This is a genomic window from Celeribacter sp., assembly GCF_048266405.1.
Classification (GTDB): Bacteria; Pseudomonadota; Alphaproteobacteria; order Rhodobacterales; family Rhodobacteraceae; genus Celeribacter.
Genome location: NZ_JBLWZO010000003.1, coordinates 149,993 through 175,644, shown reverse-complemented (window position 1 = coordinate 175,644; position 25,652 = coordinate 149,993). Strand labels below are relative to the sequence as shown.

Below are 25,652 nucleotides of genomic sequence, written 5' to 3'. Positions count from 1 at the left end.
TTAATGACTGATATATCCCCCCCAATGTTACACGCTACGGGGATTTCCAAATTTTTCCCCGGCACCGTTGCTTTGGATAATGTGGAGCTCACCTTACAGCGCGGTGAAATTCATGCGCTTTTGGGAGAAAACGGTGCGGGAAAATCCACCCTCATCAAATGCCTCACAGGGGTGTATCGCCGTGATGGAGGTCAGATTGTTCTGGACGGCGAGACCGTCGATCCGACATCGACCCACCACAGCCAGACCCTCGGGATCGGCACCGTTTACCAAGAGGTGAACTTGTTGCCCAATCTGACGGTGGCCGAAAATCTCTACCTTGGCCGTCAACCGATGCGCGGCCCGTTTTTGGATCGACGCCGCATGAATGCCGACGCGCGGAGATCGCTGCGCAGCTTTGGCATCGAGATTGATCCATCTCAACCTTTGTCTACGTTTTCTGTTGCAATTCAACAGGTTGTCGCCATTGCGCGCGCTGTTGAAATGTCGGGAAAGGTTTTGATCCTCGATGAGCCAACGGCAAGTCTGGATCAGGACGAAGTGCAGTTTCTATTCTCGGTGATCCGAAAGCTCAAAGAGCGCGGATTGGCGGTTGTTTTTATCACCCACTTTCTTGATCAGGTGTTTGACCTATGCGACTGCGCCACTGTGTTGCGTAATGGTCAGATGGTCGGCCACCTTGATCTCAAAACCGCGAGCCGCAATGACGTCATCACCATGATGCTCGGCCGCCAATTGGCCGCGCAGATCAAGGCGGCGCCCCCCAAAGCAGGGGCCAAAACTCTATTGCAGATCGATGGTCTGCAAAAGACAGGGATGTTGGACGCCTTCAACCTCGATCTCAATGAGGGCGAAGTTGTCGGTCTGGCGGGGCTTTTGGGCTCTGGACGTACTGAGACCGCCAACCTAATTTTTGGTGCGGTAAAGGCCGATCATGGACAAATGCGTTTGCGTGGTCAGGATATTCAGGTCCGTAACCCTCGTAGCGCTGTGGCGCATGGATTTGCGCTTTGCCCCGAGGACCGCAAGACCGAAGGCATCGTTGGTGATCTCAGCGTGCGCGACAATATCGCCCTTGCCTTGCAGGCCCGCCAAGGGTGGCTGCGTCCAATCCCGCGCCGCAAAGTCGAAGAGATCGCACAGCATTATGTGCGCACGCTCGACATCCGTTTGGCCAATCTCGACATGCCGATACGCCTGTTGTCAGGCGGCAATCAGCAAAAGGCCATTTTGGCCCGTTGGCTGGCCACTGACCCTGATTTCCTGATCCTCGACGAGCCGACCCGCGGCATCGACATTGGCGCGCACGCCGAAATCATCGCTCTGATCGGACGCCTGCAACAAGACGGTATGGCGCTTTTGGTGGCCTCCTCCGAGATGGAGGAACTGGTCGCCTATTCCAACCGCGTAATTGTGCTACGCGACCGCAAGCAGGTGGGCGAGTTGACGGGCGACGAGATCACCTCTGACAATATTATCCGTGCCATCGCGGCCGAACCCACGGGGGAGATCGCTCAATGACCCGTCATGCTTTTATACGCCGCATCTCGCCGCAACTGATTATCTTGGCCGTTGTTCTGGGATTGAACCTCTTGGTTTTCCCCGACTTTTTCAAAATCGAAATGCAGAATGGCCGCCTGTTCGGCTATTTGATTGATGTGCTCAACCGTGGCGCGCCAACGGCGTTGCTGTGCCTTGGCATGACCTTGGTGATCGCCACCAAAGGGATCGACTTGTCCGTGGGGGCTGTCATGGCCATAGCAGGGGCCACTGCCGCATCGCTCGTGGTGGATGGACACCATTGGATGACCGCCGTGGCCGGCGCTTTGGCCGTTGGGGTTTTGTGCGGGCTTTGGAATGGCATTTTGGTTGCCGTTCTTCGTATCCAACCCATTGTGGCAACGCTTGTGTTGATGGTCGCAGGGCGCGGGATTGCGCAGTTGATTACTGAAGGTACAATCCTGACCTTTCTCGATCCTGGTCTGATCCATTTGGGGGCGGGCACCGTGCTTGGGATGCCAACCCCTGTGGTGATCTGGGTGCTACTCGGAGCCTTTGTCACCATAGGCGTGCGTCGCACCGCCCTTGGGATGCTCATCGAAGCCATCGGCATCAATGAGGCCTCGTCGCGCCTTGCAGGGATCAACAGCCGCGTGCTTTTGCTCTGTGTCTACGTCGTATCCGGCATCGGGGCCGCTATTGCTGGGGTTATCGTTGCCGCCGATATTCAGGGGGCAGACGCCAATAATGCGGGGCTGTGGTTAGAGTTGGACGCCATCCTCGCGGTGGTGATCGGGGGCAATAGCCTGCTCGGCGGGCGGTTCTCGATTGTCGCCTCATTGTTGGGGGCCATGATCATCCAATCGGTCAATTCACTCATCTTGCTCTCGGGTATGCCGCCTGAATTCAACTTGGTGATCAAGGCCTTGCTGATCCTTTCCATCCTTGTGATCCAGTCGCCCAAAGTCGGGCATATCCTCTACATCCTGCGGGCCTCTGCGCCTCAACCCACCGCCAAAACGGCGCCAGCTCTAAACGAGGACCACTCATGATCCGCGCCAGCCATCTTCCGCTTTTCGTCACGCTTATCACCTTTGTCTTGGCCTATGCGCTCTGTGCCTCGCAATATCCCGCGATGTTGTCGTGGCGTGTTGTGGCCAACTTGCTCACGGATAATGCTTTTCTCGGCATTGTCGCCGTGGGGATGACCTTTGTGATCTTGTCGGGCGGGATTGATCTGTCAGTAGGGTCCGTCATTGCCTTTAGCGGTGTGTTTCTGGCAGTTATCCTGCGCGATACCTCGATCCATCCCCTCGTCGCATTCGCAATGGTTCTGGTGATCGCTACCGTCTTTGGCGCGGCTATGGGAGCGCTCATCCATTACCTTGAAATGCCTCCCTTTATCGTGACGCTCGCGGGGATGTTCCTCGCGCGTGGCGCAGCCTATTTGCTGTCCACCGACTCTGTGCCAATCAACCATGAGTTCTATGACACGTTACAATCGCTCTACTGGAAAACGGGCGGCGGGGCGCGGTTTCGCTTGATCGGCGGGGTTATGATTTTGACCTTTATCGTCGGTGCTTTGATCGCCCACCGCACGCGGTTCGGACAGAATGTCTACGCCTTGGGCGGGGGCAGTGCGACATCTAAACTCATGGGCGTTCCTGTGGCCTCGACCACAATCGGGATCTATGCGATTTCGGGGGGGCTGGCAGGGCTGTCTGGCATCGTCTTCTCGCTTTATACTTCAGCGGGCTATTCGCTTGCCACAGTGGGCGTCGAGCTGGACGCCATTGCGGCTGTGGTCATTGGCGGCACGCTTTTGACGGGTGGCTACGGATTTGTGGGGGGCACATTCTTCGGTATCTTGATCATGGGGTTGATCCAGACCTACATCGTTTTTGACGGTTCGCTGTCGAGTTGGTGGACAAAGATTGTGATTGGGGTTTTATTGTTTGCATTCATCCTGTTGCAGAAGGGACTGACGTGGGCGTCGACGGCACGCAGAAAAGCGGCAACAAGCTACATCGCGCCATCATGAGCTTTGTCCATTCTGGTGGACGGGTGGAGCGCGCATCGAACCACACCACATTTGTTGTCGATCAGTTGGGACGAGCGATTGTCGCGGGGGAATATCCCGAAGGCACAATGATCCCGCTCGACCCTGATCTGTGCGAAATGTTCGGCGTCTCTCGCACGGTGGTCCGTGAAGCGAAAAAAACGCTTATTGCCAAAGGGTTGATCATGTCCAAGGCCAAGGTCGGCACCCATGTGCGCCGCGCCGATGATTGGAACATGTTCGATGAAGACGTGTTGATGTGGCACACGGCACAGAAAAATCCGACACAGTTTTATGAAGAGCTGTTCGAAATCCGTATGATTTTCGAACCTGCCGCTGCTGCGAAAGCTGCGAAAATGGCCAATTCCGTGGATCATGAGCGTTTGACGCAACTGTGCAACGATATGGAAAACGCCACAGACCGCGCGGCTTTTGCCGTCGCCGACTACGAGTTTCACAAACATATCCTGAAGCTTTCGGGCAACAGGTTTTTGCATTCGCTTGGCGATATGGTGCAAACGGCGCTGTATTCGATGTTTATGGCGGAGGCCAACGACGCATTTCCGCAAAGCAAGGTGGATGTGGCGCGCCGCCACCGCACTATTGCTGCGGCCATTTCCGGTGGGGAGCCTGCGACGGCCTGTGCGGCCATGACCGAAGTCATCAGTGACAGTTTTGCGCGGACACGGATGCGACTACAGGCGAACTGATCACGCCGCGCCTATGTGTCCGTGGGCAGCAACCCCAACCCGCGCAAGTAAATTCCGATACCGGTCTCCAACAGATCCTCGGGCGGGAAGGGGCTTTTTGTGCCGGGGCTGTTGCGAGCGAACAGTTCGACCACGCCGTGACTCATCGCCCAGATATGGGCAGCAAACATCTGTGGCGGTGGTCGGTTCTCGGCAGGGATGTGTTTCGACAACTCTTCGGCGGCGCGTTCGAGAACGCCATGGGCGCGGGTCGCGACCTGATACAATTCAGGTGTGCGTTGGATCGAGATGGAGCTTTCAAACATCGCCACATAGTGGCCAGGGTATTTGCGGGCAAAGGCCAGATAGGCGCGGCCCACGGCCTCGAAACTGGCGAGGGCCGAAGGTTGCCCCTTGGAATAGGCGTAGTCCAACAGATCGCCAAAGACTGCATAGCCTTGCTGTGCGATCTCCGCGATCAGATCCTCACGTCCTTCGAAATGGCGATAGACCGCCGCAGGGGTGACGCCCGCCGTTTTGGCGGCCTCGGACAGGGTGAATCCCGTCGGTCCCTTGGCTTCAATCAGACCAAGGGCGGCGTCAACGAGCGCCTGACGGAGATTTCCGTGGTGATAACCGCGTTTTTTGACCATATCGGCGCTTACTCCGCCTCCGTGCCTGTAAGGATCATCTCAGGTCCGCCGCACACTTTGGTGTCGACCTCTCTGAGTTGTTTGGCGTCTTTGCCTGCGTAGTCAATTTGCGACAGCACGGCGCGAATGGCGTTGAGGCGGGCGCGGTATTTGTCGTCCGAGCGCACAACGGTCCACGGGGCAGTTGCGGTATGGCTGAGCTGCAATGTCTCGGTAATGGCCGTTGAATAGTCGTCCCAAAGTGACAGGCCTTTGACGTCGATGCCTGACAGTTTCCACTGTTTGAGCGGATCGGACTCGCGGGCCAGAAAACGGCGCAACTGCTCGGCGCGACCGACGTTGAGCCAGATTTTGAATAGCTGAATACCTTCGCTCACCAACATGTCCTCGAACTCGGGCAATTGGTGAAAGAACCGCGTGCGTTGTTCATCGCTGCAAAAGCCGAAGACCTTTTCGACAACGCCGCGATTATACCACGAGCGGTCGAACAGGACGATTTCACCTTCGGTAGGTAAGTGTTTGGTATAGCGTTGGAAATACCACTCTCCGGCCTCGCGGTCTGTTGGTTTTGAAAGCGCAACGACACGGGCGGAACGGGGGTTCAGGTTCTCGCGAAACCGTTTGATCGTGCCGCCTTTGCCCGCGGCATCACGGCCCTCAAACACCACCACAATCCGTTTGCCCGTGGCTTTGACATCCCCGAGCATTTTGACCAACTCGCGCTGAAGGGACGCCATCTGATCTTCATAGTCATCCTTGTCCATCCAGCGGTCATAAGGGTAGCTGGGCGACAGGATATCTTTTTTCTTCCCGTCTTCAATCGCGTCGCGGATGTGATCGGGGGCCTCTTGCGCAAAGAATTTGGATATCGCGCCATCAAAGGGAAGATCATTAACAGGGGTGTCGCTCATCTGTCGGGGCCTTTTGGTTTGGGGCGCGGGGTCGCGGTGTTAACTCGTTTAACAATATGGGGGCTTTCGCCCTCCAAAGCAATGAAATCACATGAGTTTGGCACGTTTCGCTGCGCGCATCACCGCTTGGACCACCGCGCCTGTGGCCACGTGGTGCGGCATATGGCCAATTCCTGTAAGGGTGGTGAGGTGGTTGCTTGTGATCTCCGCCTCAAGAGGTTGGGCGTGAAGCGCAATGGGCACGATTTTATCGGCCTCACCGTGTAAGCTTTCAATCGGCATCTGCAGCGCAGGATAGGCATCCACCATGCTCTCAAGTTGCGATTTGAGCGCGACACGTTGGCGTGCGTTGAGCATATGAGTGGCGGGACGCAGGGCCATTTCGGGTTGGAAGTAGGCACCGTAGCCTTTGGGCGTGGGCTGCGGGGCAAAGACATCCTCAATCTCGGAGTCAATATGGGACGGCGGCACCCATGCGGCGATCATCCATGCGAGAACGCCGCCAATCACAGGCATGGCGAGCAGGCGGTAGAGCCATGCAGGACGTCCTTTCCATGTGTGTGATGGTGCGGAGACAAGCACGAGGGCGGCGAGGCTGTCGGGCGCGTCCACAGCCCATGCAAGTGCCACCGCGCCGCCGTAGGACTGGCCCAAAACGATGGGGGGGCGCGGGTCGATTTGGGCAATGGCGGCGCGAATGGCGGTGGCTTGTGCGGTCAGACCCTCGCGGGCAAGCGGGACGGAATGGCCAAAGCCAGGGCGGTCGACGACATAAACGCGAAAATCCTGCGCCAGTTTGGGCGCAAGGGAAAAGGTCATGTCATAGGTGGACCCAGATGCACCGTGGATCAACACCACCGATGGCGCGCCCTCAGGCCCGTAGCTTTCCACGTGCAGCCCGTTGACCATTTGGCCGCGAGCATCAGCAATCCGCTCGACATTTCTGCCGCGCCATGTGGCGACGGCAACCGTGGCGACGGCCAGAATGAGAAGCACAAACAGCATTACGCTCCAATATCAGCCAAGCGGAACGGCGTGGTTTGATAAATCTCGTTGATCCAGTTGCCATAAAGCAGGTGCGCGTGTGAGCGCCAACGATTGACAGGCCGTTCGTCGGGATCGTCGTGCGGATAGTAGTTTTGCGGGATCTGGATCGGTTGGCCCGCTGCCTTGTCGCGCATCAACTCCTCGTGCAGCGTGCCCGTGTCATATTCAAAGTGGTTGAAGATGTAGAGCGCACGGTGGTTTGGATCTTCGACAAGGCACGGCCCCGTTTCATCCGAGCCGAGCAGCGGGATCAAGGCGGGAACGGCGTCGATCTCTGCCTGTTTCATCTCGGTCCAGCGGCTCACGGGAATGTAGCACTCATCCGAAAATCCACGCAGGTAGGGCGAGGAGGGCGCGAGGTTGTTCTGGCGGAACAGGCCAAAGGTCTTGGCCTCCAACAGGTGCTTCTTCACGCCGTGGAAATAGTTGATCATCGCCATGCCGCCCCAACAGACGCCAAAGGTGGAATGGACATGGGTTTGGGTCCACTCAAAGACCTCTTTGAGTTCCTCCCAATAGGTAACGTCCTCGAAATCCATATGCTCGATGGGAGCGCCTGTGATGATCAGCCCGTCGAACTTTTCGCCCGAGGCTTTGACCTCGTTAAAGGGGCGGTAAAACTGCTCCATATGTTCGGCGGCGGTGTTCTTGGTCTGATGTTCGCTCATCCGGATGAGTTGAAAATCAATCTGCAACGGCGTCGCACCGATCAGGCGGGCGAACTGGTTTTCCGTCTGGATTTTCTTTGGCATCAGGTTGAGCAGCGCGATGCGAATGGGACGAATTTCCTGTGACGCTGCGCGACCCTCGCCCATGACCATAACACCCTCGGAGGAGAGGACGTCAAAGGCGGGCAGGTTTTCAGGCAACGTAATGGGCATGAGACAAGACTTTCAGCTGTGTTTCAGGTGGGTGAGGACTGCAATTAGGGCGCAGATGCGCGGTTATCAAGAGCCGCTCCGATGAGGTCGCAAACGGCATCGGGGGTGGGTGCTTTGGCCAGTTCGTCAGCACAGATGGTCACGCCCCAGTTGTCCGCCATTGCTTTGTAGCGCGGTTGGCGATGTGCAAGGGCGCGGGCGTAGGTGTAGCGGATGAAGTCGTCGGGGTTCACCTCTGCCTCGCTCACGCCTTTCTGGTCGAGGTATTCCTCCCAGATCGCGTCGAGGAATTCGGGCTGATAGGCCATTGGTTTGGGCGCACGGTCAAAGCGGCGCACCAATTCCTCTGTGTGGGCGTCCGAGCCCTCGATCCACACAAGCAGCGCGTCGCGGGACAAGGCGGTTAGGATCGGATCGTTTGCATCCTCGGCATCAACCCATTCACAGATGGACCCGCCCGTATCGCCCACGAAATGCGGGTAGCCGTAAAGCTCTGTCGCGCGGGAAATAAAGTGCCCCGTGTCCAGAAGTGCGGCCTCTTCGGCGGCGCGGAATTGGGCTTGGCGGCGTTTGAACTCTGCAATCGGGATGCCGCCCAGGTCCGGATTTCCCGGTTTTCCAAGGTAATGGGAGACGGGGGCGAGGTTGTTAAACGTCACATTCGACTTGATAAAGATGCTGTCGGAGAGCAGCTGCGCGCGCAAAAAATCCGACTTCATCGCCTCTGCTTTGAGGTTGTCGTCAATGGATTCACCCAAGTAGCGTGTGGCAATGCGGTAATCGACCGAATAGTGATACCATTGCTTTGTGTCACGCAACATGTTGGAAACATGTGTTTTTCCAAGGCCCGACATGCCAAACAGGATCACCCGTTTCGCTGTGCAGTCACGCCACTCATCACCTGTTTTATACGTCATCGCTCGCCTCATATGCCTTGCCCTATTGGGTGCCACGATGAGGGTGAAAAGCCAAGAGGGTTTAGGCGGTTTTGCGGCCACGTATACGGCGCAGGAGCCGCCCGTCGATTACCAAAAGTCCAAGCGCGAGGAAGGCAAAGCCGAGATAGGTCGACGGGGCGAGGCTTTCGCCCAAAACGACCGCGCCCAAGATCACGGAGACAGGGGCAACCCCCAAGGTCACAAGTGTCGCATTGCCTGATCCCGCAGATTTGATGACGCGGAACAAGAGCAAATAAGCCAGTCCCGTGGACACGATCGACACATAAGCCCATGCGCCCAGTGTCGTGGGCGAGAAGGTCGCGAACTGCGGCCAGCCGTGATTGATGAGCGTTGCGGGCACCATAAACACCGCAGCCCCTGTGATCATACCCGCAGCCGAAACTTCGAGCGGCATGTCCGTGAGGTGCATCCGCGCCAGAGCAGCGCCAAAGGCATAGCACAGTGAGGCAGCGATCAATGCCATTTGACCCGCCGAGGTCAGATCGAAGGCGCGAATGGCGTCGAGGCCGATGATCGTGGCCACCCCGAAAAAGCCCAAGATCACCCCCGCCAGTTTGCGTGCGCCAAGGCGTTCGTCAGCAAAGAGGAGGGCTGCGACGAGGGGGCCGAAAATGGCGGTGGTGGCGTTGAGAATGCCCGCGAGGCTCGAGGTGATATATTGCTGTCCCCATGAGATGAAGGAGAAGGGCGCAGCCACGTTGATCCCGCCGATAATGAGAAAGGCGAGCCAGATTTTTGGCGAGCGGGGCAATTCCAGACGGGCGAGAAATACATAGGTCCAAAGCGCGATTGCGCCGCCCGAGACACGCAGGGCGACAAGCGTCTCGAACGGCATGTCGCGCAGCATCAATTCGATGGCCAGAAACGATCCGCCCCAAAACAGACCCATCAGGCCAAGCCCGATCCAAGCGGCGGTGGTGATGGTCTTTTGCGGAGCCATTGGCGCGTCCTTCGCGAAATTTGATCAGATGGTCATATAGACGCGCAATGCCGCCGCACACAAACCGGAAATTGTGCAAAGGGGGATCACAAGATTTGATATGAAAAAGCCCCGCACAATGGCGGGGCTTTAAATCGTTTTAAGTGATTTCGCGTTTAGAAGTTGTGCGAAATTTTGATGCCGAATGCCACAGCATGGTTGCCGGTAAAGTCACCAAACGCCATGCCTGCAGGGAATGGAGCGGGGGCTTCGGTTTGCGCATCGCCGAGTTTTACGTAGCGCACGCCACCGGAAATGGCGGTGCTGTCGCTGACCTGATATTCAAGGCCAAGTGCGAGCGAAATGTATCCATCAGTTGGGCCTAGGTTGCCCGCGAAACCACCATGGGATTTTTCATAGCCAATGGTTGCGGAGCCCGACAGTTTGTCGTTGAAGCGACGACCGACACCAAGGGTGTAGGAAAACGTGTCGTTGTCATAAGACACCAAGGAGCTGCCACCTGACGCGATGGTAAAGCCAGCGGGAGAGATGTCGAATGATGTCCAGTCAGCCCAACGCACAGAGGCCATCAGCAATGTATCCGCGGCGATCCCTGTCTGGAAGTCGAGGTTCACAGATTTAGGCAACGTTGTTGTCATCGTGTGCGGACCAGTGAAGTCGGTCGCAGTGAAATCGTGGGTGATTTCGGAGTTATAGGTCAACGATGCGCGCAGAGCGATATCAGGAATTTCGTAGCTTGCGCCAATCAGGTAGCCATAGTCTGTCTCTTTCGAGGTCGACATGGTGTAGCCACTGGACAAAGAGACTTCGCCAGAGGATGTGATCGAACGTACACCGCCGTGAATTGAGAAGCGGTCAGACAATTTGTAGCGACCGACAGCGGTCAGGCTGTTGCTTGTCACCCGCGCTGTTGAACCGCCATAGGCGTATCCTGTCGCCGCAGGGTAGGCTACGTCGGCACCAAAGGGCTGATCCCAGATCAATGCAAAGCTGAGCTTGTCGCTCAAGTCGCGTTTATAGGCGGCACCTGGCAAGACATAGTCTTTGGCCATTTTCCCTGATTGGGAGCCAGCAGGACTTGGGCCTGCTGGTAGAAGCTGTGTGCCCGACACGCTTGGCAATACAACACCCATTGAAAATTCAATGTAATTGCCGGTTTCGAAAATAGGTAAAATGGATTGACCTGATCGGTCAATGCCGCCTGCGAATGCGCCTGTGGCGCCGACCGCGAGAGCCGCGGCCAAGGTGAGGTGTGTTTTCATGATCTCCATCCCTTATCGAGCACTGGGCTCCGAGAAATTTTTGTTTTTTGCCCGACGTGTCTCCTCACGTCTGGCCTTTAAAAAGCCTAAGCGAGGAGTTGCCGATCACGCAATTCTGACGCAGCGTCAGAATATATCAAGAGGCTCTGTGATCAACGTATACGTGTTTTTCCCGCAACGGTTCTCCGCGCGGGCGGTCGCAGCGCGGGACGGTATGGGCTACGCAGCCTTAAAGGCGCGTGACTTTCGCGATTCCGACAGGATGTTGATGTAGTTTGCGCCAAAGATGATCGCCGCGCCCACATAGGTGGCCCATGTCGTGGCTTCGCCGTAGAGCAGATAGGCGATAAAGGCGATCAGTGGCAGGCGCAGGAAGTCAATTGGCGTGACGACCGAGGCCGGTGCCAAAGACAGTGCGGTGGTCAGGCAAAAATGCGCGCCCAGACCTGCAAGCGAGAACACGGCGAGCAGTGGCAGTTGCGCAAGTGTGAACAGCTTCATCTCGCCATCAATCATCGCACAACCGATCCCGAGCGCCAGTTGCATCAGCGAGAGCCAGAACAGGATGTTGGTGACGGTGCCATCAGGCGTGCGGGTGAGGCGTTTGGTGAAAAGTGCAGACCCTGCAAAGCCGAAAGCGCAGGCAATTGCGGCGAGAAGGCCAATGGACAGACCGCCCGCGCCAAACGGCTGTGCCACAATCAGGATGCCGATGAAGCCAAGCGCGGCGGTGGCGCTGCGCAGGGGCGTGAGCCGTTCGCCCAAAAACAGGCTCGCGCCAAGCGCCACAAGGATCGGATAGGCAAATTCAAGCGCGAAAAGCTGTGCCAGTGGGATCAGGGTCAGCGCGAAGAGCCACAGGTTTTGCCCCGTGAAATGCGAGACATTGCGCCCCAGATGTAAGGGCAGGGCGCGGGCACGGATTTGATCGCGTGTGCCGGCCAATGTAGAGATGATCAGCACCGTGAACACCCCGATGAGGGAGCGGTAGGCCATGATTTCGAAGGTGTCGAGATCAAGTGTCAGACTGCGCCCGACCACGGCCATAGACGAAAAGCCGAAGACAGCGCCTGACATCCAGAGTGTCGCTTTGAGCGGGTGGATGGTTTGGGCGCTCATGCCGATACCTTCTTGAAATCACGAGACATGTGTCGGGTGATACGCCACCAATCGGAGCCTTGGGTCCGTTCTTGGTGTTTGGCAAAGGCCGCTTCGCTCAGAAATACCTCGGAGACGTGGAACGCCGTGGGCGTCAGTTCGTCCTGCCACAGCTCGAACTGCATACAGCCCGCCTCGGCGCGGCTTTTGCGGATGTGGTCGGCCATAACGCTCAACACGTCGTCAACCTCGGAAGGGGCGCAGGTCATGGTGCCTGTCAAAAGAACTTTACTCATCGGATCAGGTAGCCATCTGTGATGGAGACGGGCAAGCAAAAAGCTAAAGGCGCCGCCCATTCCCATGAGAAGCGCCTTTGCATTTTTGATCAGTGATTCTGTTTTGTCAGCGGATCACTCCAATTCGATCGTACCCGGAGGCTTCGATGTGACGTCGTAGAAGACGCGGTTGACGCCTTTGACCTCGTTGATGATGCGGGTCATGGTCTCGCCGAGGAAGTCATGGCTGAACGGGTAGGTGTCTGCGGTCATGCCGTCCACCGATGTCACCGCACGCAGCGCCACGGCGTAGTCATAGGTGCGCCCGTCGCCCATCACGCCCACGGTTTTCATCGGCAAGATCGCGGCGAATGCTTGCCAAATCTCGTCGTAAAGACCGTGCTTGCGGATCTGGTCGATGTAGACCGCATCGGCCTTTTGCAGGATCGCCAGCTTTTCGCGGGTGATTTCACCGGGGCAGCGGATCGCAAGACCCGGACCGGGGAAGGGGTGGCGGCCAATGAAGCTGTCGGGCAGGCCAAGTTCGCGACCAAGCTCGCGCACTTCGTCTTTGAACAGCCCGCGTAGAGGCTCGACCAGTTTGAGACCCATCTTCTCGGGCAGGCCGCCGACGTTGTGGTGCGATTTGATTGTCACGGAAGGGCCGCCAGAAAACGACACGGATTCAATCACATCGGGGTAAAGCGTGCCTTGGGCAAGGAATTCCGCGCCTTCGATCTGATCGGCGTATTTCTGGAACACGTCGATGAACAGTTTGCCGATGATTTTGCGTTTGGTTTCGGGGTCGCTGACGCCTTCAAGCTCACCGAGGAACAAATCACTCTCGTCGGCGTGGATCAGTTTGAGGTTGTAGTTGTCGCGGAACATCTTGACCACTTGCTCGGCCTCATTGAGGCGCAGCAGGCCGTGATCCACAAACACACAGGTCAATTGATCGCCAATGGCCTCGTGCAGCAGGATGCCCGTGACGGAGCTATCAACACCGCCAGAGAGCGCGCAGATTACCTGTTTGTCTCCGACTTGCGCACGGATATCCGCGATCATTTCCTCGCGGTAGGCACCCATGGTCCAGTCGCCCGTGAAGCCCGCCAGCTTGACGAAGTTTTCATAGAGCGTCGCGCCGTTGGGCGTGTGGTGCACCTCGGGGTGGAATTGCACCGCGTAGAAATTGCGCTCCAGATCCGCCGTGATCGCGAATGGCGCGCCCGGTGAGGTGCCATAGACCTCAAAGCCCGGCGCGATTTTCGAGACGTGATCGCCGTGTGACATCCACACTTGCTCTTTGCCCGTGCCGTCGAGGAACCAACCCGTGAGGAAATCAGGGCGGATCTCTGTTGGCGTGACATAGGCGCGGCCAAACTCGGCTGTGGCCTCTTCGCCCGCTTCAACCTGACCGCCCAAGTCGAGCATCATTACCTGTTGACCGTAGCAAATGCCAAGGATCGGCACGCCCATCTCATAGGCCGCTTTCGGCGGACGGGGGCTGCCCTCGCGCATCACGCTGTCTGGACCGCCTGAAAAGATGATCGCCTTTGGATCAAAAGCACGCAGGCTTTTGTCCGTGACGTTCTGATAGGGGTGGATTTCGCAATAGACATTGAGCTCACGCAGGCGACGCGCAATGAGCTGCGTGACCTGAGAGCCGAAGTCGATGATGAGGAGGCGGTCATGGGAAATCTGTGTCATGTCCTGCGTTTACTCGCAGGCGTATATATGAGGCAAGGTGGATTCTGCGTCGAAGGTGGCGCGGAGGTGAAATAATGGAGCAGGGGGACGAAAAAGGGACAAGAATGGGCGATTTGTCGTCTTTTCACATTGTCTCCGCTTTGCCTCTATCCCTGAGCTTCCCCCGTTCGTTGCCCATACTTCCATCCCGCGAGCGGCGGCGACCGTTAGGGAGCTTTTTCTTGCTTGTCTGTCTGACGGGCCGTGACGCGGCTCAACTTTGGTTAATAAAATGCCCTGTCCCACTGGGAGGTGGCGGAACAGGGCGATGCGCAATTCTTAACGCATTGTAAAAGGACCAGACGGGTCGAAATGGTTACCTGACGGGTAATATTCCTTAAAAATTCAGGCCGCTGTGACAGTCGGCGTAAGCAGGCGGGCCTCGCCCATCAGTGCAATCAGGACCTCGACGTGGCGCACCACGCTATAGCTGCCGTCATCTGTTTTGCGGGTCGCTTCCAATTCGGCCTCGCGTTCCATCAACATCGAAACGCTGGCACTCGGAGAGGGCAAAGTGGCGCTGCGCAAGACGCGTTTGAGATCTCTGCGACGGTTGTAATCCATAACGCCACAACGGGCTGCGCGGATCAAAAGGCGCGGACGACGAAGATGAGTGAGAGCGTTTGCTGAGGTTGTCATTGTGGTCTCCTGTTAGTGCCTTGGTGCGGCTTTTATAGGAGGAAGGTTACACAACCTAAGCGGGTGTTGCGTACGGGCGGATCGCGGCGAACGGTGATTTTTACGAACCTTTAACTATTTGGCTCAGCATGGGTTTTGTCAGGAATTGGTTAACCTTTACTAAAGGAATGCAACTTTAGGTTGACTGAGACTCACGGGGTTATTTTGTTACAAGTCGCGGTTTTAGCGAACAAAAGGGCCTCTGGTATAGAATTGTCGCAGCATAAGAGACAAAGGGCTGCGTTAACACTTTGGGGAACATATGCACGACCACGGGAACAGTTCACTGGGGCGCCACGCGGGCATGGTCACATTGCCAACTTGGGTGCCGAAAGACGCACAACGATATCTCGCACATACAGAAGGCGGGCATAGCATCCGCGAATTGGCGCGCAACGGGGGCTGCGCACCATCCACGGTGATGAGACAGGTCAGGCGGATCGAGCAAAAGCGCGATGATCCACTGGTGGATGAAGCATTGGACCGCTTGCGGATACGCCGTGACATTACGGGCGCTTCCACACCATCCGACGCCACCGATTTGTTCTACTCCGCTGCCACAAAAGAGGATGCGCACCCTATGAGTAAACCTCCCAAAGACCCCCAATTGCACGCCGCAAGTGCGCCCGACGACATGACTTTTGAACGCGAAGGCAAACGGATTTTACGCCGTTTGTCCGAGCCGGGTGCCTGTTTGGCAGTGGCCAAGGATATGGAAAAGGCGGTGGTTGTTCGCGATCTGCCCGATGGGCGCACGACACGCACGGCGGTGTTGGATCGTTCCGTGGCGCAAATGCTCGCCCTCAAAGGATGGATTGAAGCGCAGGTGAAGGGCAAAATCACCCGTTACTCCATCACGTCGGCGGGACGCACGGCGTTTCGCGAGTTTTTAGCCGCCGAAGAAAGCGCGCGTGCGGGGTTTGCCGAGGCCCCTTCGGTCTTTGGCGACAGCACGGAAGCGTGGCAAGGCGAGGCCGTCGGGGGGGCGGACAAGTCAAAGAGCAAGCGCATTCGCTACAATGCGGTCGAGAGCCCCGTCATGGTGTTGGCGCGGCGGCGCAATAAGGACGGTTCTATGTTTTTGCCGCCCGAATTGGTCGCGGTGGCAGAGCGGTTGCGCGAGGATTTCGAATTGGCGCAGATGGGAGATCGTGTGGCGCAAGACTGGGAGGCGTTCTTGGCAGGGGAAGAGCGCGGCTTACTGGAGGGAGATGTCCAAGGGTTCGGTGCCGATGCAGCACAGGCCCGTGTGGCGGCAGCCCTCGACGAGCTTGGGCCTGGATTGGGCGACGTTGTTCTGCGGTGTTGCTGCCGACTTGAAGGCATGGAGCAGGCTGAAAAACACATGGGATGGTCGGCCCGTTCGGGAAAAATCGTACTGCGCATCGCACTTCAGCGACTCAAGCGGCACTACGATCGTGCGGGTTATTCTAACCTGATTGGGTGATCCACGGTTCGGCCAAAGGCCGATGAAAGGTCCAGTGGACCTTTCAAGTGGATCACGGGCGGAGCCCTGGACGGTTCGGCCAAAGGCCGATGAAAGGTCCAGTGGACTGTCTCAGCGCCTCACAGGCCGCGCCCTCATTGGGTCCAACACTGACGATAAACTCTACACTATGGTCTGACACTGATAAAAAGCCGCCCGATGATATCCATCGGACGGCTTCATTTCTATGGATTTGCGCGTTTTAACTCGCGTCGATTTGGGCCAATGCGGCGCGGACACCGGCTTCATAATCGGGATGCACACGGCCCAAGACGGCAAGCCACCGCTCGCGCACACTGTCCGAACAAGGGGCCATTGCCCCCGCCATATTGGCGTGCAGGCGACCGCGCTCGGCCTCTCCGATAACATCGGCATAGAGCGCGCGGGGTTGGACGTAATCGGCATCCGTCATCTCTTGGACGTATTTATCCGCGTCGCCCGAGATGTTCAGCGGCGGTTCGGCCACCGATGGGTCGGGCTTGGCGCTCGCCTCATATTGGTTCGGCTCATAGTATGCGTCGATGTGGCCCGTGCTTGGCCCCGTAAAGTTCATCGCGCCGTCTTTGTGGTAGTGATGCACAGGCGATTTAGGCGCGTTTGCGGGCAGGGCCTCATAGTGGGTGCCAAGGCGGTAACGGTGCGCATCGGCGTAGGAGAACACCCGTGCTTGCAGCATTTTATCGGGGCTAAATCCAATGCCCGGCACTTTGTTGGATGGGGAATAAGCCGCATTTTCAACCATTTGGAAGTAGTTGTCAGGGTTCTTGTTAAACTCCAACATGCCCACAGGAATGAGAGGGAAGTCGGCATGGGGCCAGACTTTGGTCAAATCGAACGGGTTGAAATCGACCTCTTCTGCCTGTGCTTCGGGCATGACCTGAATGTTGAGCTCCCATTTCGGATAGTTGCCCGCTTCAATCGCGCTGAACAGATCCTCTTGGTAGCTTTCACGGGTCTTGCCGATCAGCGTTTCGGCCTCTTCGGAAGTATAGTTTTTGATACCTTGTTGATTGCGGAAATGGAATTTGACCCAGACCCGCTCGCCGTCTTTGTTCCACATCGAATAGGTGTGCGAGCCATAGCCGTGCATGTGCATCGGATTGACGGGAATACCGCGATCCGACATCAAAATTGTCACCTGATGGACGCTTTCGGGATGGGCGGCCCAGAAATCAAACATCGCCTCGGGTGAGCGCAGGTTGGTTTTCGGGTGGCGTTTCTGGGTGCGGATGAAGTCGGGGAATTTGAACCCGTCGCGGATGAAGAACACAGGCGTGTTGTTGCCGACCACGTCCCAGTTGCCCTCGTCGGTGTAGAATTTAACCGAGAATCCGCGCACATCACGTTCCGCGTCGGCTGCGCCCAATTCGCCCGCCACGGTAGACCAGCGGCTGAGAATGTCACAGGTATTGCCGACTTTGGAGAAGATGTCGGCGCATGTGTATTGGCTGATGTCATGGGTGACGGTGAAGGTGCCCTGTGCGCCCCAACCCTTGGCATGGACGACGCGTTCGGGGATACGTTCGCGGTTCTGGTGGGCGAGCTTTTCGATCAACTGGTAATCATCGAGCATCGCGGGGCCACGTGCGCCGGCGGTTTTGGTGGTGTCGTTGTGGCTGACCGGAGCGCCAGCGGAGGTTGTGAGGCGTTTGGACATGTGAACTCTCCCATTTGTGTGTCGTTGGCGGGAGTGTGGCGCAGAGTGATGATAAAATGAAATTGTAAGATTTTCTATATGCTATAATCTTAGCTTATGATTACACTCAAGCAAATGACTGCCTTTGTCGCTCTCGTTGAAACGGGCAGTTTTTCTGCGGCCGCCGAGCGTGTCCACGTCACGCAACCCGCGCTCAGTCAACAGATTAAAGAGATGGAGCGGATTCTTGGCGTCACTCTTGTCGAGCGTCTGCCGCGCGATATTCGCCTGACACGGGCGGGGCAGGTGGCGCTTGAACGGGTGCGGGGGATTCTTGCCATGACCCATGATCTTGCCGCAGAGCTGCGCTTGCAACAGGGGCTATCGGGGCGGCTGACGCTTGGTGTGATCCCGACCATCGCGCCTTATCTCTTGCCGCGTGCGCTGACACGGATCAAAGCGGCGGCACTCGACATCGACATGCGGGTGCGAGAGGCGCAAACGGCGGACTTGCTTGGCGATGTGGCCCGTGGGCGGTTGGATGCGGCGGTGATCGCGTTGCCCTATGATTTGCACGGGCTTGTGGCCGAGCCGTTGTTTACCGACCGCTTTTTGCTGGCAGGATCAAAGGCGCGGATTGCAGCGCTCTGTACCAATGACGCGCCGCCACGGCCCTCTGATTTGTCTCCCGATGCGCTTTTGCTGCTCGACGAGGGGCATTGTCTGGCCGATCAGGCGTTGGATGTCTGCGGGCTGAACCGCGCGCGGCAACGGGTGGACCTCGGGGCCTCATCGCTCTCAACGCTGTGCGGACTTGTGGCGCAGGGGTTCGGGCTGACCTTTGTGCCAGAGATTGCCTTGACCACCGAGCAGGCCGCCAGTCCCGACATGGCCGTGCTGCGGTTTCCGTCGCCTGAACCCGAACGGGTCATCGCCCTCGTGCGGCGCAGTTCGACACAGGCTTCGGCATGGTTCAACGATCTGGCGGCGCTGCTTTCAGAGGCGGGCGGGGAGTTGCTTTTCGAGGCGCGGCGAGTCAGGGGCTAGGCCATGAAAAAGGCCCGACAGTTTCCCGTCGGGCCTCATTGGAGCATTAAGCGCTGTGCTGATTATTCAGCGGCGACTTCTTTTTGTGCGTTCTTGAGGTAGGCCATAACGGTCTCGGGGGAGGAGACGCCGTAGGGGTCTTCGCCGTGGTTGTCGGCCAGACCGGGTTCTTCGAACCATGCTTCAATCACGCCGTTATTGACGACGGCGGCATAGCGCCACGAGCGCAGGCCAAAGCCGAGGTTGTCTTTGCGCACCAGCATACCCATGCGGCGGGTGAACTCACCGGAGCCATCGGGGATCACTTTGACGTTTTCAAGGTTCTGCGACTGCGCCCATTTGTTCATCACAAAGCTGTCGTTGACAGACATGCAGTAAATCTCGTCGATGCCTTGCTCTTTGAAGTCGGCAAAGCCGTTTTCAAATCCGGGCAATTGGTATGTGGAGCAGGTCGGTGTGAAGGCCCCAGGCAAGGAGAACAGCACAACGCGTTTGCCTGCGAAGTAATCAGCGGTTGTTTTGTCTTCCCATTTGAACGGGTTGTCGCCACCGATGCTGTCGTCGCGCACACGGGTGTGGAAGGTCACGTCGGGGAGGGTGTATCCGGCTTTCATGGGGATCGTCCTTTATGAGAGGTCTTGAATGAATTGGTTGGGGCGTGTTTAGAACGATTCTGAACTTGGGTGCAATGCAGGTGCGGCATTTCCCCGTGTGCCTGATGTATCTTCTTGAAAATAAAATAAAAACAAGAAGGTTCGGGTTTGCCATCTAACGTTTTGAGGAATGATCCTTGCGTATGGTGCATGGCAATGTGTCGCGAGACGCATGGCGTGACGATGGAACGGGTTGGACAGGGCTCAACCGAAGGCCTATATCGGTGGAAATGTCTGGAGCGTGACAAGCCCGCAATGCCCCTTGGCGGCGGGACACAGCACTCCAAAAGGAGGACCAATGGCGCCACGTGACCTTAAAATCCCCGAGCAACGCCACCCTGAAAAGGCGCGTCGCCCCGACAATGCACAGCCTAAAAAACCGTCTTGGATCAGGGTCAAGGCCCCGACGTCGGAGGGCTACCAAAAGACTCACAAGATCATGCGCGAGCATAAACTCGTCACGGTCTGCGAAGAGGCAGGGTGCCCCAATGCGGGTGAATGTTGGTCGCAAGGACACGCGACGATGATGATTATGGGAGAGGTCTGCACACGGGCCTGTTCGTTCTGCAACATCGCGACGGGTAAACCGCCTGAGGATCTGGATGTATTCGAGCCGGGTCGTGTGGCCGATGCCGTGGCTAAACTGGGTCTTAACCACGTGGTTGTCACCTCGGTGGACCGCGATGACATCGAGGATGGTGGGGCCGAGCATTTTGCCCAGACCATCCGTGCGATCCGTCATCGGTCTCCCGGAACCACGATCGAAATTCTGACTCCTGATTTTATCCGCTGTGACGATAGCGTTTTGGAAACAGTGGTTGCCGCGAAACCTGATGTGTTTAACCACAATCTTGAAACCGTTCCGGGTCTCTATCCCGAAGTGCGCCCAGGTGCGCGGTATTTCCACTCGTTGCGCCTGTTGCAGCGCGTCAAAGAGATCGACCCGACGATGTTCACCAAATCAGGCATCATGGTTGGTCTGGGTGAGGACAAACAGGCCGTTATTCAGGTGATGGAAGATATGCGGGCCGCCGACATCGACTTCCTCACCATCGGTCAATATCTGCAACCTACGCCGAAACACCATGCGGTGGATCGCTTCGTGACGCCCGAGGAATTCAAAACCTACGAGAAAACCGCGTATAACAAGGGCTTTCTGATGGTGTCGGCATCGCCGCTGACCCGTTCGAGCTACCATGCGGGTGACGATTTCGCGCGGTTGCGCGAGGCGCGGAACCAAAAACTCGGTCGGGCCTGAGCGGGTGACGGAACAGACCTTCGAGATTTTTCTCGCGACTCCTCCAGGGTTGGAGGAGTGGCTTTTGGCCGAGGTTGTGGAGGCGGGATTTTCCAATCCACGCGCCACAGGCGGCGGTGTCACGATTGACGGCACATGGAGTGATGTCTGGCGGGCCAATATGACCCTGCGCGGCACCTCGAAGGTTCTGGCGCGGATCGGTGAGTTCCGCGCGTTTCACCTTGCCCAACTCGACAAACGGTCACGCAAGTTTCCGTGGGGCGACATCCTGACCAAAGGCCAGTCGGTCAAGGTTGAGGTGAGCACCAACAAGAAATCCAAAATCTATCACGCAGGCGCCGCTGTCGAGCGTATTGAGCGTGCCATTGCCGAAGAGTTCGGCGCTCCTATAGCTGAAGGGTTGGAAGACGCCGATCTGGTGATCAAGGCGCGGATTGACGACAACAACGTGTTGCTGTCAGTCGATACCTCTGGTGACGGGCTACACAAGCGCGGCCATAAACAGGCCATGGGCAAAGCGCCGATGCGTGAAACGATGGCAGCGCTGTTCCTGCGTGCTTGTGGCTATGACGGGCATGAGCCAGTTTTGGACCCGATGTGCGGCTCTGGCACCTTTCTCATCGAGGCGGCTGAAATTGCGCGTCACATGATGGCGGGACGGGCGCGGGCGTTTTCGTTCGAACGTCTGGCGACTTATGACGCGGCGGCGGTTCAGGCGATCCGCGATGCGTGGCAGACGCGCCCAAGCGATCAAAAATTCTATGGCTCGGATCGCAATGTCAATGTGATCGGATCGGCGGGCGAGAATGCCGCGCGGGCAGGGGTGGCCGATATGTGTACCTTTGCACCGACACCTGTTTCGGGGATCACGCGCCCGGATGGACCTGCGGGGCTTGTGGTCGTCAACCCGCCTTACGGGGCGCGTGTTGGTAAAAAGAAAGACCTCTTTGCCCTCTACGGGGCCTTTGGCGACAAAATGCGGGCCGAGTTCAAAGGCTGGCGTGTCGGTTTGATCACCACCGACACGCAACTGGCAGAGAGCTGCAAGCTGCCGTGGCTACCCACGGGCGCACCGATTGCGCATGGCGGTCTGAAGGTCAAATTATTTCGGACCGATCCGTTGTAGGGCGACGTCCTATTTCTCGAAAATTAGAACAAAACCTGATCTCCCTCAAAGCAGAGATGCTGTGTGAAGGTTACTATACTGTCATCACTTCGGAGGAGGCGTGTTAAAATATGCACAAGACAAATTGGGATGACTTTCGCTTTGTTCTCGCTGTTGCGCGGATGGGATCGGTATCTGCGGCGGCGCGGGAGCTGGGCGTAAATCACGCGACCGTGCTGCGGCGGGTTGCTGGGGTAGAGGAGCGGCTCGGCGTCGAGTTGTTTGAAAAATCCGTGCGCGGTTATGATATCGCTCCGGAAAAGCTGCGCCTGATTGAGGCCGCCCGCGAAGTCGAAGCCGCTGTGAATGCGGTCGAGCGGATGGCGCAGGCGGGGGAAGCGCCGCTTGCAGGTGTGATCCGTGTCACCTCGACGGATACGTTGTGTCACGAAGTCCTGCCCTCCATCGTCGCGCGGATGTCGATGAACTCTTCTGATTTGTCCTTTGAATTGCTGTGTTCCAATGCGCATATAGACCTGTCGCGCCTGCATGCCGATGTGACTGTACGCCCGGCATTTAAACTTCCTGATGATCTATACGGCGAGATCGCGGGACAAATGGCATTCGGATTTTACGCAGCCGAAGGCGTGGCTGAAGATCATTGGCTCGGTCAATCGGGTATGATCGGGCGGATACCTTTCGCTCAAAAGCTGCGTGAGCGGTTGGAGAAGGATGGCGCGGCGTTTCGCGCTGCTGCCGATAGTTTCTTGACCCTGCGGTCGATGGCGGAGGCGGGGTTGGGGCGCACGATGCTGCCGTGTATCATCGGGGATCGCAGCCCGAAACTGCACCGCGTTCATGCGCCGATTGAATTACCTCCTGTGCCGATTTTCGTGGCCTCACATGCCGATTTGGCCGACGCACCGCGTCAGCGTCAGGCCCGTACACGGATCGCGGCGGCCTTGGAGGCTGAGGCCGAGCAGTTGCTCGGGCTTACGTCCGAGGCGGCATAGGTGATTAAAGGTGGGCTTAAAAACTGAACGCCGCGCCGACCGGTGCGGCCTTCGAGTTCCATCCAAGCGGGCAGCAGGTCTGCGCGTTCAAGGAGATAGAGCGCGACACAGGCCGCAACCACCCCAAAGACCAAAAGTACCCGCTTGGCGGAGGGCGGGTGTTTGGCCCAACGTTTGGCGCGTATCAGCCAGAACAGGTTCATGAGTCTGCCTGTTGTTCCTCGTCGTCAAAGACCACCGCGCCGATAAAAGGCAGGTTGCGGTTGGCTTGGGCAAAATCAATGCCGTAGCCGACCACAAAGGCATCGGGGATTTCAAAGCCCGTCCATGTGGCTTTCAGATCGACCTCGCGCCGCGCGGGTTTGTCCAACAGGGCGATGGTTTCGAGCTTTCGGGGCTTGCGTGACGCCAACAGCTCCAACACGGCGGTGAGCGTGTGTCCTGTGTCGACGATATCCTCGACAACCAAGACGTCGCGCCCTTCAATTGCGCCACGCAAGTCTTTGAGAATGCGTACTTCCCGCGTGCTTTCCGTGCCGTCTCCATAGGAGGAGGCCTCCAGAAAATCCACCTCTACGTTCATGTCCAACTCGCGCACGAGATCGGCAATAAAGACGAAAGAGCCGCGTAAAAGTCCGACAACAACGAGCTTGTCTGTGTCGCTATATTCGCGACGGATGTCACGGGCGAGGTCTTCGATCCGCGCGGCAATGGCTTTGGCTGAGATCAAGACGTCGATGTGATATGGCCTGTGCGGCATGGTATCCCCTTGCAATTCGGTCGCGGGTTTAAGAGATAACAGGTGAACCAGAAATTGCCAGAGCCTCAGACACCCGAGATCATGCCAACACACCAAGAGACAAAACACCTGCCGTATACGGCGCAACAAATGTATGACCTCGTTGCAGATGTCGAGAGCTACCCGCAGTTTTTACCGTGGAATGCGGCGGCTCGGATACGCTCACGCGAAGATTGCGGCGATTACGACCTGTTGCTTGCCGATCTGGTGATCTCGTTCAAGGTGTTCCGCGAAAAGTTCGGCTCGCGGGTGAAACTGTTTGACGCGGAGCGACGCATTGACACCGAATACCTCGACGGGCCTTTCAAATATATGAAAAGTTGGTGGGTCTTTCGCGAAGCTCAGGGAAAAGAGGGCGGTTGCGAGGTCGAGTTCTTTGTGGACTTCGAATTCAAGAACGCCATTTTGCAGAAGGTGATCGGCGTGGTGTTCAATGAGGCAATGCACCGTATCGTGCGGGCCTTTGAGAAACGCGCAGAGGCGCTTTATGGGACTGCTGCCTAGCCAGCCTCATCATATCCCGACATGAAAACGGCGCCCCTATGGAGCGCCGTTTGTTGTTTGCGGGGGGCTGAGATCAAGAGTTGTGATCGTAGGCCGTCTCACCATGTTGGGCCAGATCGAGGCCGGTGTGTTCCGTTTCGGCGTCCACGCGTAGTGGCACGATGGCTTTAACGAGATAGACAAGCGCCACTGTCACGACGGTGGTAAACACGCCGACAATGACCAAGGCGCCAACCTGTGCGATCCATGCGCCGTGGCCAAATGCTGCGATCATCATGGTGCCGAAGATGCCGCCAACGCCGTGAACGGCAAAGACGTCGAGTGTGTCGTCGATCTTGGCCTTGTTACGGATGAGGTTGACCAACTCCTGACACAGGATGCCAGCAACGCCACCGATCACCAGAGCCTCGACAGGACCGACAAAGCCCGCCGCGGGGGTGATGGAGGCCAGACCCGCGATGGTGCCTGTGACCATGCCCACCATGGAGGCCTTGCCGTATTTGATCTTTTCCCACAGCGCCCATGTGAGCGAGGCGGCAGCGGCCGATAGATGCGTGACGGTAATGGCCATTGCTGCGCCACCGTCTGCGGCGAGTTGCGATCCACCGTTAAAACCGAACCAACCAACCCAGAGCATCGAGGCACCGATCATCACGTAGCCGGGATTGTGGGGCGGTTTGTTGTTCACTTTGCGGGCGCCGAGCATCACCGCGATGATGAGGGCCGCCAGACCTGCGGTTTCATGCACGACGATGCCGCCCGCAAAGTCGCGGGTGCCGACCGCGCCAAAGATACCGCCATCGGACAGGAAGCCGCCGCCCCAAATCCAGTGGGTAACAGGCGCGTAGCACACAAGCATCCAAAGGGCGGAGAACAGTAATACGAAGCCGAAGTTGATCCGTTCCACATATGCCCCGACAATCAGAGCAGGGGTGATAATGGCGAAGGTCATCTGGAAGGCGAAGAACAGCACTTCGGGAATGGTGCCCGACACCGTGTCGGCGTCGATCCCGTTGAGGAAGGCCTTGCCCAGTCCGCCCCAGATCGCGTTGCCGTCGCCAAAGGCGATGGAATAGCCCACGGCCAACCACAGCACCGACATCAGCGCCGCGATGGCGTAGACGTGCATAAAGACCGACAGCACGTTGCGCGCTCGTACAAGCCCGCCGTAAAACAGTGCCAATCCCGGCAATGACATAAACAGGACCAACGCCGTTGCGACGATGATCCACGCGGTATCTGCTCCAACCATAGGCTTTCCCCTCCAAAGGCCGCTTTTTAATCGTTGCGGCGCGTAAAGCGGCTTTGAAGCGATAATGAAAGCAGCATGAGGGGGTGGATGGGGCTGAAAAATGCAGCAATACGTAAAGTGCGCAATTTAGGGGCGCTTATATCGGGTCGTGCATAAAAATAAGACGGAACTGAAATTCGCGACGGGTGTCGTGGGGGCAGG

Annotated in this window: 26 protein-coding genes; 10 read left to right on the top strand and 16 right to left on the bottom strand. The window is 57.4% G+C overall.

From position 1 onward, the window contains the following. The first annotated feature begins 3 nt into the window (after positions 1-3). The 4 genes from ACN0TS_RS08320 to ACN0TS_RS08305 are packed head-to-tail and all read left to right on the top strand — an operon-like array spanning position 4 to position 4,269. Positions 4-1,521 carry a sugar ABC transporter ATP-binding protein gene (locus ACN0TS_RS08320; RefSeq protein ID WP_417258884.1) on the top strand — a complete coding sequence of 506 codons (1,518 nt, stop codon included), beginning with the start codon at positions 4-6 and terminating at the stop codon, positions 1,519-1,521. After that, positions 1,518-2,552: an ABC transporter permease gene (locus ACN0TS_RS08315; protein ID WP_417258883.1), complete on the top strand. Its 1,035-nt coding sequence runs from the start codon at positions 1,518-1,520 to the stop codon at positions 2,550-2,552. Before ACN0TS_RS08320 ends, ACN0TS_RS08315 begins: the two co-directional genes overlap by 4 nt. Continuing rightward, positions 2,549-3,541, top strand: a complete 993-nt coding sequence (gene yjfF / locus ACN0TS_RS08310; RefSeq protein ID WP_417258882.1) for a galactofuranose ABC transporter, permease protein YjfF — start codon at positions 2,549-2,551, stop codon at positions 3,539-3,541. Before ACN0TS_RS08315 ends, yjfF begins: the two co-directional genes overlap by 4 nt. Then, on the top strand, positions 3,538-4,269 hold the full coding sequence (locus ACN0TS_RS08305; RefSeq protein ID WP_417258881.1) for a FadR/GntR family transcriptional regulator: 732 nt from the start codon (positions 3,538-3,540) through the stop codon (positions 4,267-4,269). The genes yjfF and ACN0TS_RS08305 overlap by 4 nt, the downstream gene beginning before the upstream one ends. Positions 4,270-4,280: 11 nt before the next feature. Here the strand turns inward: ACN0TS_RS08305 and ACN0TS_RS08300 are convergent, their stop codons facing one another. The 11 genes from ACN0TS_RS08300 to ACN0TS_RS08250 form a co-directional block, all read right to left on the bottom strand. After that, the gene (locus ACN0TS_RS08300) at positions 4,281-4,901 is read right to left on the bottom strand and encodes a TetR/AcrR family transcriptional regulator (protein WP_417258880.1); all 621 of its coding nucleotides are present in this window, start codon (positions 4,899-4,901) and stop codon (positions 4,281-4,283) included. 8 nt (positions 4,902-4,909) lie between these two features. After that, on the bottom strand, positions 4,910-5,812 hold the full coding sequence (gene ppk2 / locus ACN0TS_RS08295) for a polyphosphate kinase 2 (protein ID WP_417258879.1): 903 nt from the start codon (positions 5,810-5,812) through the stop codon (positions 4,910-4,912). 87 nt (positions 5,813-5,899) lie between these two features. Further along, positions 5,900-6,817, bottom strand: coding sequence for an alpha/beta fold hydrolase (locus ACN0TS_RS08290; protein ID WP_417258878.1), 918 nt, complete (start codon positions 6,815-6,817; stop codon positions 5,900-5,902). Then, positions 6,817-7,740: a homoserine O-succinyltransferase gene (locus tag ACN0TS_RS08285; protein WP_417258877.1), complete on the bottom strand. Its 924-nt coding sequence runs from the start codon at positions 7,738-7,740 to the stop codon at positions 6,817-6,819. Before ACN0TS_RS08285 ends, ACN0TS_RS08290 begins: the two co-directional genes overlap by 1 nt. A 44-nt stretch (positions 7,741-7,784) precedes the next feature. Further along, positions 7,785-8,657, bottom strand: a complete 873-nt coding sequence (locus ACN0TS_RS08280) for an ATPase (protein ID WP_417258876.1) — start codon at positions 8,655-8,657, stop codon at positions 7,785-7,787. Positions 8,658-8,718: 61 nt separating this feature from the next. Then, complete coding sequence (locus ACN0TS_RS08275) at positions 8,719-9,639, bottom strand: DMT family transporter (protein WP_417258875.1); 921 nt, start codon at positions 9,637-9,639, stop codon at positions 8,719-8,721. Between the two features lie 155 nt (positions 9,640-9,794). Further along, the gene (locus ACN0TS_RS08270) at positions 9,795-10,901 is read right to left on the bottom strand and encodes an OmpP1/FadL family transporter (protein WP_417258874.1); all 1,107 of its coding nucleotides are present in this window, start codon (positions 10,899-10,901) and stop codon (positions 9,795-9,797) included. A 219-nt stretch (positions 10,902-11,120) separates the two neighbouring features. Then, positions 11,121-12,020, bottom strand: coding sequence for a DMT family transporter (locus ACN0TS_RS08265; protein WP_417258873.1), 900 nt, complete (start codon positions 12,018-12,020; stop codon positions 11,121-11,123). After that, a complete protein-coding gene (locus tag ACN0TS_RS08260; RefSeq protein WP_417258872.1) occupies positions 12,017-12,295 on the bottom strand; it encodes a putative quinol monooxygenase in 279 nt (92 codons plus the stop codon). Before ACN0TS_RS08260 ends, ACN0TS_RS08265 begins: the two co-directional genes overlap by 4 nt. Before the next feature lie 114 nt (positions 12,296-12,409). Further along, entirely contained in the window at positions 12,410-13,981 is a 1,572-nt protein-coding gene (guaA, locus tag ACN0TS_RS08255; protein ID WP_417258871.1) for a glutamine-hydrolyzing GMP synthase, read from the bottom strand. A gap of 384 nt (positions 13,982-14,365) precedes the next feature. Further along, on the bottom strand, positions 14,366-14,659 hold the full coding sequence (locus ACN0TS_RS08250; protein ID WP_417258870.1) for a DUF6477 family protein: 294 nt from the start codon (positions 14,657-14,659) through the stop codon (positions 14,366-14,368). Between the two features lie 301 nt (positions 14,660-14,960). On the opposite strand from ACN0TS_RS08250, the gene ACN0TS_RS08245 reads away from it, so the two are divergent. Next, the gene (locus tag ACN0TS_RS08245) at positions 14,961-16,145 is read left to right on the top strand and encodes a DUF6456 domain-containing protein (RefSeq protein WP_417258869.1); all 1,185 of its coding nucleotides are present in this window, start codon (positions 14,961-14,963) and stop codon (positions 16,143-16,145) included. A 241-nt stretch (positions 16,146-16,386) separates the two neighbouring features. Here ACN0TS_RS08245 and ACN0TS_RS08240 read toward each other — a convergent pair whose 3' ends face one another. Continuing rightward, the gene (locus ACN0TS_RS08240; RefSeq protein WP_417258868.1) at positions 16,387-17,841 is read right to left on the bottom strand and encodes a catalase; all 1,455 of its coding nucleotides are present in this window, start codon (positions 17,839-17,841) and stop codon (positions 16,387-16,389) included. Between the two features lie 96 nt (positions 17,842-17,937). Between ACN0TS_RS08240 and ACN0TS_RS08235 the strand changes: the two genes are divergently transcribed. Further along, on the top strand, positions 17,938-18,867 hold the full coding sequence (locus ACN0TS_RS08235) for a hydrogen peroxide-inducible genes activator (protein WP_417258867.1): 930 nt from the start codon (positions 17,938-17,940) through the stop codon (positions 18,865-18,867). Between the two features lie 62 nt (positions 18,868-18,929). Here ACN0TS_RS08235 and ACN0TS_RS08230 read toward each other — a convergent pair whose 3' ends face one another. Further along, the gene (locus tag ACN0TS_RS08230) at positions 18,930-19,481 is read right to left on the bottom strand and encodes a peroxiredoxin (RefSeq protein WP_417258866.1); all 552 of its coding nucleotides are present in this window, start codon (positions 19,479-19,481) and stop codon (positions 18,930-18,932) included. A 337-nt stretch (positions 19,482-19,818) separates the two neighbouring features. Between ACN0TS_RS08230 and lipA the strand changes: the two genes are divergently transcribed. The 3 genes from lipA (at position 19,819) to ACN0TS_RS08215 (ending at position 22,896) form a co-directional block, all read left to right on the top strand. Then, complete coding sequence (lipA, locus tag ACN0TS_RS08225) at positions 19,819-20,778, top strand: lipoyl synthase (protein WP_417258865.1); 960 nt, start codon at positions 19,819-19,821, stop codon at positions 20,776-20,778. A gap of 4 nt (positions 20,779-20,782) precedes the next feature. Next, on the top strand, positions 20,783-21,904 hold the full coding sequence (locus ACN0TS_RS08220) for a THUMP domain-containing class I SAM-dependent RNA methyltransferase (protein WP_417258864.1): 1,122 nt from the start codon (positions 20,783-20,785) through the stop codon (positions 21,902-21,904). Positions 21,905-22,014: 110 nt separating this feature from the next. Beyond that, positions 22,015-22,896 carry a LysR family transcriptional regulator gene (locus tag ACN0TS_RS08215; RefSeq protein WP_417258863.1) on the top strand — a complete coding sequence of 294 codons (882 nt, stop codon included), beginning with the start codon at positions 22,015-22,017 and terminating at the stop codon, positions 22,894-22,896. Here the strand turns inward: ACN0TS_RS08215 and ACN0TS_RS08210 are convergent. Both ACN0TS_RS08210 and hpt read right to left on the bottom strand, forming a co-directional pair. Then, the gene (locus ACN0TS_RS08210; RefSeq protein ID WP_417258862.1) at positions 22,818-23,099 is read right to left on the bottom strand and encodes a hypothetical protein; all 282 of its coding nucleotides are present in this window, start codon (positions 23,097-23,099) and stop codon (positions 22,818-22,820) included. The genes ACN0TS_RS08215 and ACN0TS_RS08210 overlap by 79 nt on opposite strands. Further along, positions 23,096-23,656 (bottom strand): hypoxanthine phosphoribosyltransferase, encoded by a 561-nt coding sequence (gene hpt / locus ACN0TS_RS08205; protein WP_417258861.1) that lies wholly within the window; start codon positions 23,654-23,656, stop codon positions 23,096-23,098. The genes ACN0TS_RS08210 and hpt overlap by 4 nt, the downstream gene beginning before the upstream one ends. A gap of 81 nt (positions 23,657-23,737) precedes the next feature. On the opposite strand from hpt, the gene ACN0TS_RS08200 reads away from it, so the two are divergent. Further along, positions 23,738-24,199: a type II toxin-antitoxin system RatA family toxin gene (locus ACN0TS_RS08200; RefSeq protein WP_417259088.1), complete on the top strand. Its 462-nt coding sequence runs from the start codon at positions 23,738-23,740 to the stop codon at positions 24,197-24,199. 73 nt (positions 24,200-24,272) lie between these two features. Here the strand turns inward: ACN0TS_RS08200 and ACN0TS_RS08195 are convergent, their stop codons facing one another. Further along, positions 24,273-25,451, bottom strand: a complete 1,179-nt coding sequence (locus ACN0TS_RS08195) for an ammonium transporter (RefSeq protein ID WP_417258860.1) — start codon at positions 25,449-25,451, stop codon at positions 24,273-24,275. Positions 25,452-25,652 lie beyond the last annotated feature (201 nt).

Bases quoted from the DNA above. Each gene is read 5' to 3' on its own strand.
- ACN0TS_RS08320 (WP_417258884.1), top strand. From the start codon at position 4: ATGACTGATATATCCCCCCCAATGTTACACGCTACGGGGATTTCCAAA.
- ACN0TS_RS08315 (WP_417258883.1), top strand. From the start codon at position 1,518: ATGACCCGTCATGCTTTTATACGCCGCATCTCGCCGCAACTGATTATC.
- yjfF (WP_417258882.1), top strand. From the start codon at position 2,549: ATGATCCGCGCCAGCCATCTTCCGCTTTTCGTCACGCTTATCACCTTT.
- ACN0TS_RS08305 (WP_417258881.1), top strand. From the start codon at position 3,538: ATGAGCTTTGTCCATTCTGGTGGACGGGTGGAGCGCGCATCGAACCAC.
- ACN0TS_RS08300 (WP_417258880.1), bottom strand. From the start codon at position 4,901: ATGGTCAAAAAACGCGGTTATCACCACGGAAATCTCCGTCAGGCGCTC.
- ppk2 (WP_417258879.1), bottom strand. From the start codon at position 5,812: ATGAGCGACACCCCTGTTAATGATCTTCCCTTTGATGGCGCGATATCC.
- ACN0TS_RS08290 (WP_417258878.1), bottom strand. From the start codon at position 6,817: ATGCTGTTTGTGCTTCTCATTCTGGCCGTCGCCACGGTTGCCGTCGCC.
- ACN0TS_RS08285 (WP_417258877.1), bottom strand. From the start codon at position 7,740: ATGCCCATTACGTTGCCTGAAAACCTGCCCGCCTTTGACGTCCTCTCC.
- ACN0TS_RS08280 (WP_417258876.1), bottom strand. From the start codon at position 8,657: ATGACGTATAAAACAGGTGATGAGTGGCGTGACTGCACAGCGAAACGG.
- ACN0TS_RS08275 (WP_417258875.1), bottom strand. From the start codon at position 9,639: ATGGCTCCGCAAAAGACCATCACCACCGCCGCTTGGATCGGGCTTGGC.
- ACN0TS_RS08270 (WP_417258874.1), bottom strand. From the start codon at position 10,901: ATGAAAACACACCTCACCTTGGCCGCGGCTCTCGCGGTCGGCGCCACA.
- ACN0TS_RS08265 (WP_417258873.1), bottom strand. From the start codon at position 12,020: ATGAGCGCCCAAACCATCCACCCGCTCAAAGCGACACTCTGGATGTCA.
- ACN0TS_RS08260 (WP_417258872.1), bottom strand. From the start codon at position 12,295: ATGAGTAAAGTTCTTTTGACAGGCACCATGACCTGCGCCCCTTCCGAG.
- guaA (WP_417258871.1), bottom strand. From the start codon at position 13,981: ATGACACAGATTTCCCATGACCGCCTCCTCATCATCGACTTCGGCTCT.
- ACN0TS_RS08250 (WP_417258870.1), bottom strand. From the start codon at position 14,659: ATGACAACCTCAGCAAACGCTCTCACTCATCTTCGTCGTCCGCGCCTT.
- ACN0TS_RS08245 (WP_417258869.1), top strand. From the start codon at position 14,961: ATGCACGACCACGGGAACAGTTCACTGGGGCGCCACGCGGGCATGGTC.
- ACN0TS_RS08240 (WP_417258868.1), bottom strand. From the start codon at position 17,841: ATGTCCAAACGCCTCACAACCTCCGCTGGCGCTCCGGTCAGCCACAAC.
- ACN0TS_RS08235 (WP_417258867.1), top strand. From the start codon at position 17,938: ATGATTACACTCAAGCAAATGACTGCCTTTGTCGCTCTCGTTGAAACG.
- ACN0TS_RS08230 (WP_417258866.1), bottom strand. From the start codon at position 19,481: ATGAAAGCCGGATACACCCTCCCCGACGTGACCTTCCACACCCGTGTG.
- lipA (WP_417258865.1), top strand. From the start codon at position 19,819: ATGGCGCCACGTGACCTTAAAATCCCCGAGCAACGCCACCCTGAAAAG.
- ACN0TS_RS08215 (WP_417258863.1), top strand. From the start codon at position 22,015: ATGCACAAGACAAATTGGGATGACTTTCGCTTTGTTCTCGCTGTTGCG.
- ACN0TS_RS08210 (WP_417258862.1), bottom strand. From the start codon at position 23,099: ATGAACCTGTTCTGGCTGATACGCGCCAAACGTTGGGCCAAACACCCG.
- hpt (WP_417258861.1), bottom strand. From the start codon at position 23,656: ATGCCGCACAGGCCATATCACATCGACGTCTTGATCTCAGCCAAAGCC.
- ACN0TS_RS08200 (WP_417259088.1), top strand. From the start codon at position 23,738: ATGCCAACACACCAAGAGACAAAACACCTGCCGTATACGGCGCAACAA.
- ACN0TS_RS08195 (WP_417258860.1), bottom strand. From the start codon at position 25,451: ATGGTTGGAGCAGATACCGCGTGGATCATCGTCGCAACGGCGTTGGTC.